Genomic DNA, 14,040 nt, shown 5'->3' with positions numbered 1-14,040 from the left:
CCGCCGGTCTGCGCCGTGGCGGTTGCCGGCATAAACCCGCGCTGTATCGTCGGCGACAGGCATGGATCGTTACCCGGCGTCGGGGTATTCCGGCGGACGAATGCCCCAGCGCAGTGCATGCTCTCAAATTACGCATTAAATGCATCATGATGGAACCCGATGCTTCGGCGCGGTGCGCGTCCGGCGATAGCGGACTTTCTTAGGCCAGATCTTTCTGCTATTTCAATATCCTGATTTTTGGTACGGCCTTTGCAACGCCCTGCATACTTTATTGAAACCAGGGGCTGGTAATTATGGAAAATAATAAGACGGAGTCGGGGTTAAAACGCACCCTCGGCAGCTTTCATCTATGGGGAATCGCCGTCGGTCTGGTGATCTCGGGGGAATATTTCGGCTGGAGCTACGGTTGGGCGCAGGCCGGCACGCTGGGCTTTTTGATTACCGCGCTGGCGATCGCCGCCATGTATTGCGCGTTTATCTTCAGCTTTACTGAATTGACCACATCAATCCCCCATGCCGGCGGACCCTTTGCCTATGCTTACCGCGCTTTTGGTCCCACCGGGGGCTTTATCGCCGGGTTTGCGACGCTGATTGAATTCGTGTTTGCTCCACCGGCTATTTCGATGGCTATCGGCGCCTATCTGAACGTTCAGTTTCCATCGCTGGATCCCAAGTGGATCGCCGTCGGCGCCTACCTGATCTTTATGGGCCTCAATATTCTTGGCGTCGGCATCGCCGCGACCTTTGAACTGCTGGTGACGCTGTTGGCGATTTTTGAACTGCTGGTGTTTATGGGCGTGGTGGCGCCCGGTTTCGATTGGGGCAATTTCACCCGTTTGGGCTGGGCGGGCTCTGATGAATTCAGTACGCTGGCGATCTCCGGTATTTTTGCCGCGATCCCGTTCGCCATCTGGTTCTTCCTGGCGATCGAGGGGGCGGCGATGGCGGCGGAGGAAGCGAAGGATCCCCGGCGCACCATTCCGCGCGCGTTTATCTGCGGCATCCTGACGTTAACCCTGCTGGCCGTTGGGGTGATGCTGTTCGCCGGCGGCGTGGGCGACTGGCGCCAGCTGTCGAACATCAACGACCCGCTGCCTCAGGCCATGAAGCTGATCGTCGGCCACAACAGCGGCTGGCTGCATATGCTGGTATGGCTCGGCCTGTTTGGGCTGATCGCCTCGTTCCACGGCATCATCATGGGGTATTCGCGTCAGATCTTCGCGCTGGCGCGCGCCGGATATCTGCCCAAGCCGCTGGCGCGGATTCATAGGCGTTTTCGCACGCCTCATCGGGCGATTCTGGCCGGCGGGGTGGTCGGCATCGCCGCCATTTTCTCCGATTCGCTGATAACCATCGGCGGACAGCCGCTGACCGCCAACATCGTTACCATGTCGGTATTCGGCGCGATTGTAATGTACATCACCTCCATGGCTTCACTCTTCAAACTGCGCCGCAGCGAGCCGAATCTGAATCGCCCGTTCCGCGCGCCCTGGTATCCGATCGCCCCGGCTTTTGCGCTGGTGATGGCGGTAATCTGCCTGGCTGCTATGGTTTATTACAACACGCTATTGGCGATGATTTTTGCCGTCATGATGCTGATAGGCTACGGATGGTTCCGTTTGACCAGCGGCGCGCGCGATTCGGCCGAGTTTGATCCGCAACTGAGCACATCCAAGTAAGCGCCGGGCGCTCACTGGTTGCCGCGATATTGACGTGCCGGCTGTTTCGGCGGGATCGCCATCCTCCGTTCAGCCGTTATCAATAAGCGGTGAATGTCGAATAAAAGCGGCTCGTTATCCCGATGGCGGGCCGTGCCGAGTATGAATGAGGCGAAAGCATGTATCAGACTACGCTGAGTCACCGCAGTTACCGTTTCCATGATTTGCGCGAGCTGATGGCGAAGGCGTCCCCCGCGCGTTCCGGCGATATGCTGGCCGGCGTGGCGGCGGAAAGCGCGGAGGAGCGTATGGCTGCGCGTATGGCTCTGGCCGACCTGCCGCTGAGCGTTTTTTTGCAGCAGGCGTTAATTCCCTATGAGCGGGACGAGGTGACGCGGCTGATTATCGATAGCCATAACCGGGAAGCATTCAGTCTTATCTCCCATCTGACGGTGGGCGATTTCCGCAACTGGCTGTTAAGCGAAAGCACGGATAGCGCGCTGCTGGCGCGGGCCGCGCCGGGCGTCACGCCAGAAATGGCGGCGGCGGTCAGTAAAATCATGCGCAACCAGGATCTGATCCTGGCGGCCAAAAAATGCCGGGTAACGACAAAATTTCGCAACACCATCGGCCTGCCGGGCCACATTAGTGTGCGCCTACAGCCTAATCATCCGACTGACGATTTGAAAGGCATCGCCGCCAGCATGCTGGACGGTCTGTTGTACGGCAGCGGCGATGCGGTGGTCGGCATCAACCCCGCCAGCGACAGCCTGCCGCTGCTGGAGAAGCTGAATTATATGCTGGATGACGTGATCGGCCGTTTCGACATTCCGACCCAGTCCTGCGTACTGACGCATGTCACCAACACCCTGCAACTGATGGAGAGAGGGGCTCCCGTCGATCTGGTGTTCCAGTCGATTGCGGGAACCGAAGCCACCAACGCCAGCTTTGGCTTTAACCTGGCGACGCTGGAGGAAGCGCATCAGGCGGCGTTGAGCCTGAAACGCGGTACGCTGGGCGATAACGTGATGTATTTTGAAACCGGGCAGGGCAGCAGCCTATCCGCCAATGCGCATCACGGCGTCGACCAGCAAACCTGCGAGGCGCGCGCCTACGCGGTGGCCCGGCGCTTTTCTCCGCTGCTGGTGAATACGGTGGTGGGCTTTATCGGTCCTGAATACCTGTATGACGGCAAACAGATTATCCGCGCCGGCCTGGAGGACCATTTCTGCGGCAAGCTGTTGGGGGTTCCGCTGGGGTGTGACGTGTGTTACACCAACCACGCCGAGGCCGATCAGGATGATATGGATACGCTGTTGACGTTGCTGGCCAATGCCGGACTGACTTTCCTGATGGGCGTGCCGGGCGCCGACGATATTATGCTCAACTACCAGAGCACCTCTTTCCACGACGCGCTATATATTCGCGAGCTGTTGGGGCTGAAGCATGCGCCGGAATTCGGCGCCTGGCTGGAGAAAATGCGCATTATCGACGCGCGAGGCCGGCTGCGCGATACCGGCAGCCAGCACCCGTTATTGCAGCATCAACCCTATCTGGAGAAAAGCGCATGAGCAAGGTGATCCACGCTAATCCCTGGGAAGCGCTGCGCGAGTATACCGCCGCGCGCATCGCTTTGGGGCGCTCCGGCGCCAGTATGCCGACCAGCGAACTGCTGAAATTCGGCATGGCGCACGCTCAGGCGCGCGATGCGGTTCACCAGGCATTCGATAGCGAAACGCTTGCCGGCCAGTTGGAGCAGGCCGGGCTGAAAACGCTCAGCGTGCACAGCGCGGCGGAAAATCGGCAGCAATATCTTTGCCGGCCGGATTTGGGCCGCCGCCTGTCCGCCGCCAGCCGGGGGTTGCTGCTGGCGTCGGCCGGCAAATCCGCGGATTTGCTGCTGGTGGTGGGCGACGGCCTATCATCAAAAGCCGTACACCGGCAGGCCGTCCCCCTGATTAACGCTTTGCTGCCCTACATTTCCCAGCTAGGGCTCTCGTTGGCGCCCGTCGTTCTGGCGCACCAGTCCCGCGTGGCGCTGGGCGACGAGGCGGGCGAGTGCTTGCAGGCGAAAGCGGTCGCGATTTTGATCGGCGAGCGGCCGGGGCTTTCTTCGCCGGATAGCCTCAGCGTCTATATGACCTGGGGGCCGAATACCCGGCGGCTGGAGTCTGAGCGCAACTGTATTTCCAATATCCGCCCTGAAGGATTGGATTACCCCCTGGCGGCGTTTAAGCTGGCCTGGCTGCTGGAGCAGAGCTTTCAGCGCCGGCTATCGGGCGTGCAGCTTAAGGATGAGAGCGATAACCCCGCGCTTCACGGCCGCGTTAAGCCGCCGGCTTCCTGGCTGCTGCCGCGCTAGCCGTTTTTCCGCTTCGCGCGGAGCTCGGCAGAGGGGGATTTATCCGGAATTGGTGGTGAGACCCGAGACGCAACTTTGTTAAACTATACCCAATCGCAACCTCAAGTGAGAAAGGTATAAACGATGAAATTGATGTTTGCATCAGATATACACGGATCGTTGACCGCCACGGATCGGGTATTGGATATCTTTGAACAGAGCGGCGCCCGGTGGCTGATTCTGCTGGGCGATTTTCTCAATCACGGCCCCCGGAACCCGCTGCCGGAGCGCTATCAGCCCGGCGACGTCGCCGCCCGGCTGAATGCCTACGCGGAACGTATTATCGCGGTACGGGGCAACTGCGACAGCGAAGTCGATCAGATGTTGATTGACTTCCCGATCACGGCGCCTTGGCAACAAGTGCTATTGCCGCACCAGCGTCTTTTCCTGACGCACGGACATCTCTATCATCCCGACAATCCGCCGCCGCTGCATGACGGCGATGTGCTGGTTTATGGCCATACGCATATTCCGGTGGCGGAGAAACGCGGCGAGCTGTATTACTTTAACCCTGGTTCGACCAGCCTGCCGAAAGGCGGCTATCCCGCCAGTTACGGCATGCTGGAGCAGGGCGCTTTGCAGGTTCTTCCGCTGCTGGGCGGCGAGCCTATTGCGCAGGTGACCATTAGGCATTAATTTAGCGGGCAGCGGAAATCGATTACTCAAAACAGATGCGCGTAGCAACGCGCCCATACTAACTAAAGGGTTTCAGAGGATGGCGGAACAAAGTCAGTCAGCAGGCACAGAGTGGGTTGATATTGTCGATGAAAACAACGAGGTTATCGCCCAATCGAGTCGTCAGCAGATGCGTGCCCAGTGTCTGCGCCATCGGGCTACTTATATTGTCGTGCATGATGGTATGGGGAAAATCCTGGTTCAGCGCCGGACTGAAATCAAAGACTTCTATCCGGGGTGGCTGGACGCAACGGCGGGCGGCGTGGTGCAAAGCGGCGAGAATATGCTTGAGTCCGCCCGCCGCGAGGCGGAGGAGGAGCTGGGCATCGCCGACGTGCCGTTTGCCGAGCATGGTTTGTTTTATTACGAAGGGGACAACTGCCGGGTATGGGGCGGATTGTTCAGCTGCGTGACTCATGGGCCGTTTGCTTTGCAAGAGTCGGAAATCGATGAGGTAAGCTGGCTGTCGCCGGAGGAGATCACGGCGCGCTGCGACGAATTTACGCCTGACTCGCTTAAAGCGCTGTCGCTATGGTTAACGCGTTACAACGAACAAAGCTATGGCAAACCTCTGGCGCGCCTAAACAGCGTCAGCGGCGACGGCCAGAGCGGCGCCGAAGATAGCGGATTCATCGAACTGGAGAAGTGAGATCGCCGCCTCTCGCCGCCGCCGGGAATAATCACCGCCATATTAAGCAGATACAACGCGAACATGCCGATAATGCCCGCGGCGAAGCCGCTAAGAAAACCGACCAATACCGCATTCGGCGCATAGGGAAATACGATTGGGCAATCAAGTGCCGGTTTGGCATTGGGCGCCAGCCGGTCGGAGACGCCTTTAAACGCCGGCACGATTTCGGCAATCAGCATACGCACGCCCTGCGAAATGATATAGACGCCTGCCGCAAAGGTAATTCATTAATGATGCGGAGACCTTTGATGCGCTATCTTTACGGCGGTTACAATAGGACTATATGTCATCCAAATACCGTGGCGTGGCGGAGAACTATGTCGGCGTTGGCATGATGACCGTCTCACGCGCGCTGAGAACGCCGAAACAGGTATCGGATAGGCTGCGTGAAAAAATAGAGCGGGCGGTGGAGGCGCTGGGGTACATACCAAACCGTGCCGCGGGGTCGTTGGCTTCGGGGTACAGCAACACCGTCGCCGTGCTGATTCCTTCTCTCGCCGATAAGGCCAGTTCGCTGTTTATGCAATCGCTGCGACAGGCGCTTAATCGCAACAATTACCAGCTGCTATTGGGCTGCCATGATTACAGCCAGCAGAACGAGGCCAGCATACTCGGCACCCTATTGCAAAATAATCCCGATGCGCGGGTGGTATTCGGCTCGCCGCTTACCGATAACGCCTGGCAAGCTATTTCACATGGAGTGGTATAAAAAAATCCCCGCTTGCGCGGGGATCGGTATAGCGGCGGCAGAGGCGATTAAAGCTGGGTCGCCTGAATCGCCGTTAGCGCAACGGTATAAACGATATCGTCAACCAGCGCGCCGCGGGACAGATCGTTCACCGGTTTACGCATGCCTTGCAGCATCGGCCCGATGGAAACCAGGTTGGCTGAACGCTGTACCGCTTTATAGGTGGTGTTGCCGGTGTTCAGGTCAGGGAAGATGAACACGGTGGCTTTACCGGCGACCGGCGAGTTCGGCGCTTTGGATTTCGCGACGTCGGCCATAACGGCGGCGTCATATTGCAGCGGACCGTCGATAACCAGATCCGGACGTTTTTCCTGCGCCAGACGGGTCGCTTCGCGCACTTTCTCCACATCGCTGCCGGCGCCGGAGTTGCCGGTGGAGTAAGAGATCATGGCGACACGCGGGTCGATGCCGAAAGCGGTCGCGGAATCCGCGGACTGAATGGCGATTTCCGCCAGCTGCTCCGCGGTCGGATCCGGGTTGATGGCGCAGTCGCCGTAAACCAGAACCTGTTCAGGCAGCAGCATGAAGAATACGGAGGAGACCAGCGAACTGCCGGGCGCGGTTTTAATCAACTGCAGCGGCGGACGGATAGTGTTCGCCGTGGTATGCACCGCGCCGGAAACCAGCCCGTCGACTTCGCCCTGCTCCAGCATCAGCGTGCCGAGAACGACGTTGTCTTCCAACTGTTCACGGGCAACGACCTCGGTCATGCCTTTGCTCTTACGCAGCTCGACCAGGCGCGGAACGTAGCGTTCGCGCACCGCTTCCGGATCGACAATCTCTATGCCTTTGCCCAGCTCTACGCCCTGAGCGGCCGCGACACGCTGAATCTCTTCCGGGTTGCCCAGCAGCACGCAGTGAGCGATACCGCGTTCGGCGCAGAGAGACGCGGCCTTGACGGTACGCGGCTCGTCGCCTTCCGGCAGAACGATGCGCTTGGCGGCTTTGCGCGCCAGTTCGGTTAACTGATAACGGAACGCCGGCGGCGATAGGCGGCGCGAACCTTCAGAGGCCGCGCTCAGCGAGTCGATCCACTCCGGATCGATATGGCGGGCGACGTATTCCTGCACTTTTTCCACTCGCTGGTGGTCGTTCGGCGGAACTTCAAGGCTGAAGCTTTGCAGGCTGAGCGAGGTCTGCCAGGTGTTGGTCTTAACCATAAAGACCGGCAGGCCGGTCTGGAACGCGCGTTCGCACAGCTTGCTGATGCTGGCGTCCATTTCATAGCCGCCGGTCAGCAGAAGGGCGCCGATCTCCACGCCGTTCATGGCCGCCAGGCAGGCCGCGACCAGCACGTCAGGACGGTCGGCCGAGGTCACCAGCAGCGAACCCGGACGGAAATGCTCCAGCATATGAGGAATGCTGCGCGCGCAGAACGTCACGGATTTGATGCGGCGCGTCTGAATATCGCCTTCGTTGATGATATTCGCCCCTAGGTGGGTGGCCATATCGATGGCGCGGGTGGCGATCAGATCGAAATTCCACGGAATGGCGCCCAGCACCGGCAGCGGGCTGTTGGTAAACAGCTGACGCGGGTCGACGTTCGCCACGTTGGCTTTGGTGGAGTCGTCGAAAATTTCGGACAGATCGGGGCGGGTACGGCCCAGTTCGTCCACCGGCGCGTTCAGTTTGTTGATGATAACGCCGGTGATATTTTTGTTCTTGCTGCCGCCGAAGCTGGAGCGGGCCAGTTCGATACGCTCTTTTAATTGCGCCGGCGAGTCGTTGCCCAGCGCGATGACGAAGACGATTTCCGCATTCAAGGTTTTGGCGATTTCATAGTTCAGCGCGTTGGCGAACTGATGTTTGCGGGTTGGAACCAGACCTTCGACCAGGACGACTTCCGCATCTTGGGTGTTTTCATGGTAGCGGGCGATGATCTCTTCCATCAGTTCATCTTGCTGATTGGCGCTCAGCAGAGATTCGACGTGGCCCATTTGCAGCGGTTCGGCCGCATTGATGGTGGAGGAGTTGGCGCGAATAATGGCGGTTGTCTGGTCTGGCGATTGATCGCCGGAGCGGGGTTGAGCGATGGGTTTGAACACGCTCAGGCGCACGCCTTTTTGTTCCATGGAACGAATGACACCCAGGCTGACGCTAGTCAGACCGACGCTGGTGCCCGTAGGGATCAACATGATTGTTCGAGACACGGCTAAACCTCTTTACGGTTGCTCGTTGGTCAAAAACAACTCCGTCAGCCTAAGCTGACGGAGTTGGGATTCATTATTTACGCGGTTAGACGGAGGGCGTCTTGCGCGATAACTAACTCTTCGTTGGTTGGGATAACCAGCGCCGGACGGCTGCCGTCTTTGGCGATATTGCCGCTGTTGCCGAAGCGGGCGGCCAGGTTACGTTCGTGGTCGACTTCAAAGCCCAGCAGGCTCAGTTTGTTCAGCGTCAGTTCACGCACCATTGCGGCGTTTTCACCGATGCCGCCGGTAAAGACAATCGCATCCAGACGGCCTTCCATCAGCGCGCAGTAGGCGCCGATGTATTTGGCCAGACGGTGGCAGAATACGTCCATGGCGCGTTTCGCGTCTTCTTTGGTGGCGTAGTTTTCTTCCACATAGCGGCAATCGCTGGTGACTTCCGTCAGACCCAGCAGGCCGGACTCTTTCGTCAGCAGTTTGTTGATCTGCTCTACGCTCATGCCCAGGGAGTCATGCAGGTGGAAAACGATCGCCGGGTCGATATCCCCGCTGCGCGTTCCCATTACCAGACCTTCCAGCGGGGTCAGCCCCATGGAGGTATCGACGCATTTGCCGTTGCGCACCGCGGTAACGGAGCCGCCGTTGCCCAGATGGCAGGTGATGACGTTCAGCTCTTCCACCGGTTTGTTCAGTTCTTCGGCCGCGCGCTGGGTAACAAAGTAGTGGCTGGTTCCGTGCGCGCCATAGCGGCGAATGTGGTGGTCTTTATACAGTTTGTACGGCAGCGCATACAGGTAGGACTCTTCCGGCATGGTCTGATGGAACGCGGTGTCGAATACCGCCACGTTTTTATCAGCCAGTTGCGGGAATGACTTCATGGCTTCGGCGATGCCGATCAGGTGAGCCGGGTTATGCAGCGGTGCAAAAGGTACGGAGTCTTTGATACCCTGCAGCACGTCGTCGTTGATGATTGCGGATTGGGTGAATTTTTCGCCGCCGTGAACGATACGATGGCCAATGGCGACCAACTGCGCGGACAGATCCGGTTTCTGGGCAAGAATGGTATTAACGATGAAGTTCAGCGCCTCGCTGTGAGCAGCGCCGGCGCCCAGTGCGGATTCTTGTTTACCGCCGTCGATTTTCCATTTGATACGGGCTTCGGGAAGGTGGAAACACTCGGCCAGACCTGACAGGTATTCCTCCCCGTTAATCGCATCGATGATGGCAAACTTCAGAGATGAACTACCACAGTTAAGAACCAGTACTAACTTACTCGACATGGAAGTACCTACTTGTTATATATGGTTAAAAAAATGCCAAACGGAGGATAGCGTATCTTATCTCTTGATTGGCATTTATGATTAAAATCACACCCTGGTGTGATACGCCTGATATAACGGTGGTAACAGCGCCAATTTTATCAAGTATGTTATACCGTATTTACAGTATAATAACATGAAGCGACCCTGCGAGAGGGCCGCGGTCTAGCGCGCTGAATCACACCGCTGGCGGTTGTTTGCAATATTTGTTTCGCAGGGAAGGTATCCTTGCGTATATACCCTAAATAATTCGAGCTGCAGGACAAAAACGCCAACGCGTTTTTGAACGCCGCTTGCGGCGGCCCCAACGGGGCGAGCTCCATGGATGGAGCGAGTAACAAAGCCAACGCGCATGCAACTTGAAGTATGACGGGTATAGCCATGCTGCATCAGTAAATAAGGCGGCTAAAAGGCTGGACTAGAATACCGATAGCGTACGGCAAACACAAAATATATTTTAACATTGTCAAACTGAGTTGTTGATTTGTGCGAAATTTTTATTTTTTATCTGTAAAGTTGAGGTGTGACCATGGCGACGAAGCCTAGCGGTCGAATCGGTTGGCTACAGTTACTCCAGCGCGGGCAGCATTACATGAAAACCTGGCCTGCGGATAAACGCCTTGCTCCGGTCTTCCCTGAGAACCGGGTGGCCCGCGCCACGCGGTTCGCCATCCGGTTTATGCCTCCGCTGGCGGTGTTCACCCTGACGTGGCAGATTGCCCTCGGGGGGCAGCTCGGTCCGGCCATCGCCACCGCGCTTTTTGCCTGTAGCCTGCCGATGCAAGGGCTGTGGTGGCTGGGGCGCCGTTCCGTTACGCCGCTGCCGCCCATGTTATTGCAGTGGTTTCATGATATTCGCCACAAGCTGCTTGAGTCCGGCCTGGCGCTGGCTCCGCTGGAAGATGCGCCGACTTATCAAACCCTGGCGGAAGTGTTGAAACGCGCTTTTAAACAGCTTGATAAAACGTTTTTGGACGATTTGTGAATGTCATCAGATAGGCGACGGGCGGAATGCTATTTTTCTTTCCTGCTGTTTCAAATCAAAAAATCGCGCGCCGGCGCTACCTCGAAATGGCGCAGTGTGCGATTCTTCTTTCAGAGTACCCCCAGTGGATTTCAATATGCGGTTTGACGCCAAGCGGACGACAAATCGTCGGGCATGCTTCGGCCGGCCGATACGCCTGCAAATTGAAAGATAAGGAAATAGTTGTAATTGACGGCATACCGGAATGAGGTTCAGGAGAGCAAGATGGAAATGACAAATGCCCAAAGATTGATCCTTTCAAATCAATATAAAATGATGACGATGCTTGATCCGGCGAATGCGGAACGCTATCGCCGGCTGCAAACCATTATCGAACGCGGTTATGGTTTACAGATGCGGGAGCTGGACCGTGAATTCGGCGATTTGAGCGAAGAAGTGTGCCGTACGATTATCAATATTATGGAAATGCACCATGCGCTGCAGGTTTCCTGGGAGAACTTGAAAGACAGACAGGGGATTGACGAGCGCCGCCTGACCTTTTTGGGCTTTGACGCCGCTACGGAAGCCCGCTATCTGGGGTTCGTCCGCTTTATGGTGCATGTGGAAGGACGCTATCCGCATTTCGACGCCGGGACGCACGGTTTTAACGCCCAAACTAAAATGTGGGATAAATATGGCAGAATGTTGGCTATCTGGCAGTCCTGCCCGCGTCAATATCACCTGAGCGCAGTCGAGATTGCGCAAATTATTAATGCCTGATTAATTGCAAGGGGCTTTCTGTGGAGTGTAAAGGTTTTCTGTTCGATTTGGATGGTACGTTGGTTGATTCATTACCCGCCGTGGAGCGTTCCTGGCGTTTTTGGGCGCAGGCTCATGGTATCGAACCACAGGAAGTTTTTGACTTTATTCATGGCAAACAGGCGATCACCTCTTTGCGCCATTTCCTTAAAGGCGAGAGCGAGGAAACCATTCAGCGGGAATTCGCCGATCTGGAAAAAATAGAGGCGACGGATACGCAGGGGATTGTCGCCATGCCCGGCGCCAGGGCGCTGCTGGAACGACTGAATGAGTTAAACATTCCCTGGGCGATCGTAACTTCGGGTTCGATCCCCATCGCCAGCGCGCGCCATAAGGCGGGCGAACTGCCGATGCCGCAGGTTTTCATTACCGCGGAGCAGGTGGCGCGGGGGAAACCGAATCCGGACGCCTATTTATTAGGCGCGCAGCGGCTGGGGCTGAAACCGGAAGAGTGCGCCGTCGTTGAGGATGCGCCTGCCGGGGTGTTATCCGGGCTGGCGGCGGGCTGCCGGGTTATCGCGGTCAAGGCGCCGGCGGATACGCCAAAGCTGGATCGGGCCGACCTGGTTTTGCACTCGCTGGAGCAGCTTAGGATAGACGCCTCTTCCGATGGCGCGGTCATCACGGTCAATCCGTCGTGATATCGCGCTAACTTACTAATAAAGAGCGGCTAAACATGATCAAACCTCGCGTCTGCGGGGTTTTTTTATGACATTCTGTAGGCGTGGAATCTCTCAATAAATCTCTTTCCGTCAGGGGAACCGTTTTGAATAGCGAACTTCTCTGGGTTTTATCCCTGTTGCTGATCGCCATTGTGTTGTTTACCACCAATAAATTACGCATGGATGTTGTTGCACTGCTGGTCATTATCGCTTTTGTTTTAAGCGGAACATTGACGCTATCCGAGGCATTGGTCGGCTTCAGCGATCCCAACGTTATTCTGATCGCGGCCCTGTTTATCATTGGCGAAGGCCTGGTGCGTACCGGGGTGGCCTATCAGGTCGGCGACTGGCTGGTGCGCGCCGCCGGCAACAGCGAATTAAAAATGCTGGTGCTGCTGATGGTCACCGTCGCATTGCTGGGAGCCTTTATGAGCTCGACCGGGGTGGTGGCGATCTTTATTCCGGTGGTGCTGAGCGTTTCGGCCCGCATGAAGACCTCGCCGGCGCGGCTCTTGATGCCGCTGAGCTTTGCCGGGCTGATCAGCGGGATGATGACGCTGGTGGCCACGCCGCCCAACATGGTGGTGAGCAGCGAACTGATGCGGGAAGGCATTACGGGATTCGGCTTTTTCAGCGTGACGCCGATTGGCGTGGTCGTCTTGTTGGCCGGCGTCGCCTATATGATGGCGGCGCGCTACTGGCTGGGCGGCGCGACGGCTGAAACCGCCAAAGAGACCTGGAAGCGGCGGACGTTCCGCGATCTGATTCGGGATTACAAACTGACGGGCAGGGCGCGGCGTTTGGCGATCCGTCCCGGTTCTCCTTTTATCGGCCACCGGCTTGACGATCTGCGGTTGCGTCAACGCTATGGGGCGAATATCGTCGGGATCGAACGCTGGCGTAAATTTCGGCGCGTCATGGTCAGCGTGGCGGGAAATACGGAACTGCGCCTGAATGACGTTTTGCTGATCGATATGTCGACTTCCGAAGTCGATCTGCGCGAGTTTTGCGCCTCTCAGCGTCTGGAGCCGATGGTGCTGCGCGGTGAATATTTCTCCGAGCAGGCGCGCGATGTGGGTATGGCGGAAGTCTCTTTAATTCCTGATTCCGAACTGTTGGGAAAAACGCTTTATGAGGTCGGTTTTCGCAGCCGCTATGGCCTGACCGTCGTGGGGATCCGCCGTAATGGCGAGGCGATGGAGGGGATCCTGGCTGACGAACCCCTCCAACTGGGCGATATTTTGCTGGTTATCGGCGATTGGCGGATGATTCGGCAGTTGCATATGCAGAAAAACGACTTTCTCTTGCTTAATCTGCCTGCCGAGGTGGATGACGTGGCGCCGGCCGTCAGCCAGGCGCCTCATGCCTTATTCTGCCTGGCGCTGATGGTCGCCATGATGCTGACGGATGAAGTTCCCAACGCGATTGCGGCGCTGATCGCCTGTTTGTTAATGGGCAAATTCCGCTGCATTGATATGGAAAGCGCTTACCGTGCGATTCATTGGCCCAGCGTGATACTGATTGTCGGCATGATGCCGTTCGCGCTGGCATTGCAGAAAACGGGCGGCGTTACGCTGATTGTCGACGGGCTGATGGATATCGCCGGGGGCTCCGGGCCGCATGTGATGCTGGTGTGTTTATTTATCCTGTGCGCCGTGATTGGTCTGTTTATCTCAAATACCGCGACGGCGGTGCTGATGGCGCCTATCGCCGTCGCGGCGGCGAACCAGATGGGGGTATCGCCTTACCCTTTTGCCATGATGGTGGCGATCGCGGCCTCCGCGGCATTTATGACCCCCGTATCATCGCCGGTGAATACGCTGGTGCTGACGCCGGGAGGATATCAGTTTGGCGACTTTTTGCGTATCGGCGTGCCGTTCACCATACTGGTGATGGCCATCAGCGTGATGATGGTGCCGTGGCTTTATCCCTTCTGACGCGCGGCGGCGCGAT

General features: G+C 57.4%; 11 protein-coding genes and 2 pseudogenes. 10 read left to right on the top strand and 3 right to left on the bottom strand.

Translation table 11 applies throughout. The features are described from left to right. The first annotated feature begins 293 nt into the window (after positions 1-293). From eat to yfcD, 5 genes are all read left to right on the top strand, one after another. Positions 294-1,679: an ethanolamine permease gene (eat, locus tag VSX58_RS13455; RefSeq protein WP_327612947.1), complete on the top strand. Its 1,386-nt coding sequence runs from the start codon at positions 294-296 to the stop codon at positions 1,677-1,679. 158 nt (positions 1,680-1,837) lie between these two features. Further along, positions 1,838-3,229 (top strand): ethanolamine ammonia-lyase subunit EutB, encoded by a 1,392-nt coding sequence (locus VSX58_RS13450; RefSeq protein WP_327618537.1) that lies wholly within the window; start codon positions 1,838-1,840, stop codon positions 3,227-3,229. Further along, on the top strand, positions 3,226-4,020 hold the full coding sequence (gene eutC, locus VSX58_RS13445) for an ethanolamine ammonia-lyase subunit EutC (RefSeq protein WP_327618536.1): 795 nt from the start codon (positions 3,226-3,228) through the stop codon (positions 4,018-4,020). The genes VSX58_RS13450 and eutC overlap by 4 nt, the downstream gene beginning before the upstream one ends. 123 nt (positions 4,021-4,143) lie before the next feature. Further along, on the top strand, positions 4,144-4,695 hold the full coding sequence (yfcE, locus tag VSX58_RS13440; RefSeq protein ID WP_327612944.1) for a phosphodiesterase: 552 nt from the start codon (positions 4,144-4,146) through the stop codon (positions 4,693-4,695). Positions 4,696-4,774: 79 nt separating this feature from the next. Continuing rightward, positions 4,775-5,383: an NUDIX hydrolase YfcD gene (yfcD, locus tag VSX58_RS13435; protein WP_327618535.1), complete on the top strand. Its 609-nt coding sequence runs from the start codon at positions 4,775-4,777 to the stop codon at positions 5,381-5,383. Between the two features lie 20 nt (positions 5,384-5,403). On the opposite strand, the pseudogene VSX58_RS13430 reads toward yfcD, so the two are convergent. Beyond that, positions 5,404-5,649: pseudogene (locus VSX58_RS13430) on the bottom strand (PTS transporter subunit IIC); the annotation flags it as partial. 59 nt (positions 5,650-5,708) lie between these two features. On the opposite strand from VSX58_RS13430, the pseudogene VSX58_RS13425 reads away from it, so the two are divergent. Then, positions 5,709-6,116 (top strand): annotated as a pseudogene (locus tag VSX58_RS13425) (LacI family DNA-binding transcriptional regulator); the annotation flags it as partial. Between the two features lie 65 nt (positions 6,117-6,181). On the opposite strand, the gene pta reads toward VSX58_RS13425, so the two are convergent. Both pta and ackA read right to left on the bottom strand, forming a co-directional pair. Next, positions 6,182-8,323, bottom strand: a complete 2,142-nt coding sequence (pta, locus tag VSX58_RS13420; protein ID WP_327618534.1) for a phosphate acetyltransferase — start codon at positions 8,321-8,323, stop codon at positions 6,182-6,184. Between the two features lie 77 nt (positions 8,324-8,400). Further along, positions 8,401-9,603 (bottom strand): acetate kinase, encoded by a 1,203-nt coding sequence (gene ackA, locus VSX58_RS13415; RefSeq protein ID WP_327612937.1) that lies wholly within the window; start codon positions 9,601-9,603, stop codon positions 8,401-8,403. 568 nt (positions 9,604-10,171) lie between these two features. On the opposite strand from ackA, the gene yfbV reads away from it, so the two are divergent. From yfbV to VSX58_RS13395, 4 genes are all read left to right on the top strand, one after another. Next, positions 10,172-10,627, top strand: a complete 456-nt coding sequence (yfbV, locus tag VSX58_RS13410; protein WP_327618533.1) for a terminus macrodomain insulation protein YfbV — start codon at positions 10,172-10,174, stop codon at positions 10,625-10,627. Between the two features lie 264 nt (positions 10,628-10,891). Then, positions 10,892-11,386 (top strand): YfbU family protein, encoded by a 495-nt coding sequence (locus VSX58_RS13405; protein WP_327612935.1) that lies wholly within the window; start codon positions 10,892-10,894, stop codon positions 11,384-11,386. Between the two features lie 20 nt (positions 11,387-11,406). After that, positions 11,407-12,066, top strand: a complete 660-nt coding sequence (locus VSX58_RS13400) for a sugar phosphatase (RefSeq protein WP_327618532.1) — start codon at positions 11,407-11,409, stop codon at positions 12,064-12,066. A 125-nt stretch (positions 12,067-12,191) separates the two neighbouring features. Next, the gene (locus VSX58_RS13395; protein WP_327618531.1) at positions 12,192-14,024 is read left to right on the top strand and encodes an SLC13 family permease; all 1,833 of its coding nucleotides are present in this window, start codon (positions 12,192-12,194) and stop codon (positions 14,022-14,024) included. The last annotated feature ends 16 nt before the right edge of the window (positions 14,025-14,040 follow it).

This window comes from Brenneria populi (genome assembly GCF_036016195.1).
Lineage (GTDB): Bacteria > Pseudomonadota > Gammaproteobacteria > Enterobacterales > Enterobacteriaceae > Brenneria > Brenneria populi.
This window is presented reverse-complemented; position numbering and strand designations above follow the sequence as displayed.

Bases quoted from the DNA above. Each gene is read 5' to 3' on its own strand.
- eat (WP_327612947.1), top strand. From the start codon at position 294: ATGGAAAATAATAAGACGGAGTCGGGGTTAAAACGCACCCTCGGCAGC.
- VSX58_RS13450 (WP_327618537.1), top strand. From the start codon at position 1,838: ATGTATCAGACTACGCTGAGTCACCGCAGTTACCGTTTCCATGATTTG.
- eutC (WP_327618536.1), top strand. From the start codon at position 3,226: ATGAGCAAGGTGATCCACGCTAATCCCTGGGAAGCGCTGCGCGAGTAT.
- yfcE (WP_327612944.1), top strand. From the start codon at position 4,144: ATGAAATTGATGTTTGCATCAGATATACACGGATCGTTGACCGCCACG.
- yfcD (WP_327618535.1), top strand. From the start codon at position 4,775: ATGGCGGAACAAAGTCAGTCAGCAGGCACAGAGTGGGTTGATATTGTC.
- ackA (WP_327612937.1), bottom strand. From the start codon at position 9,603: ATGTCGAGTAAGTTAGTACTGGTTCTTAACTGTGGTAGTTCATCTCTG.
- yfbV (WP_327618533.1), top strand. From the start codon at position 10,172: ATGGCGACGAAGCCTAGCGGTCGAATCGGTTGGCTACAGTTACTCCAG.
- VSX58_RS13405 (WP_327612935.1), top strand. From the start codon at position 10,892: ATGGAAATGACAAATGCCCAAAGATTGATCCTTTCAAATCAATATAAA.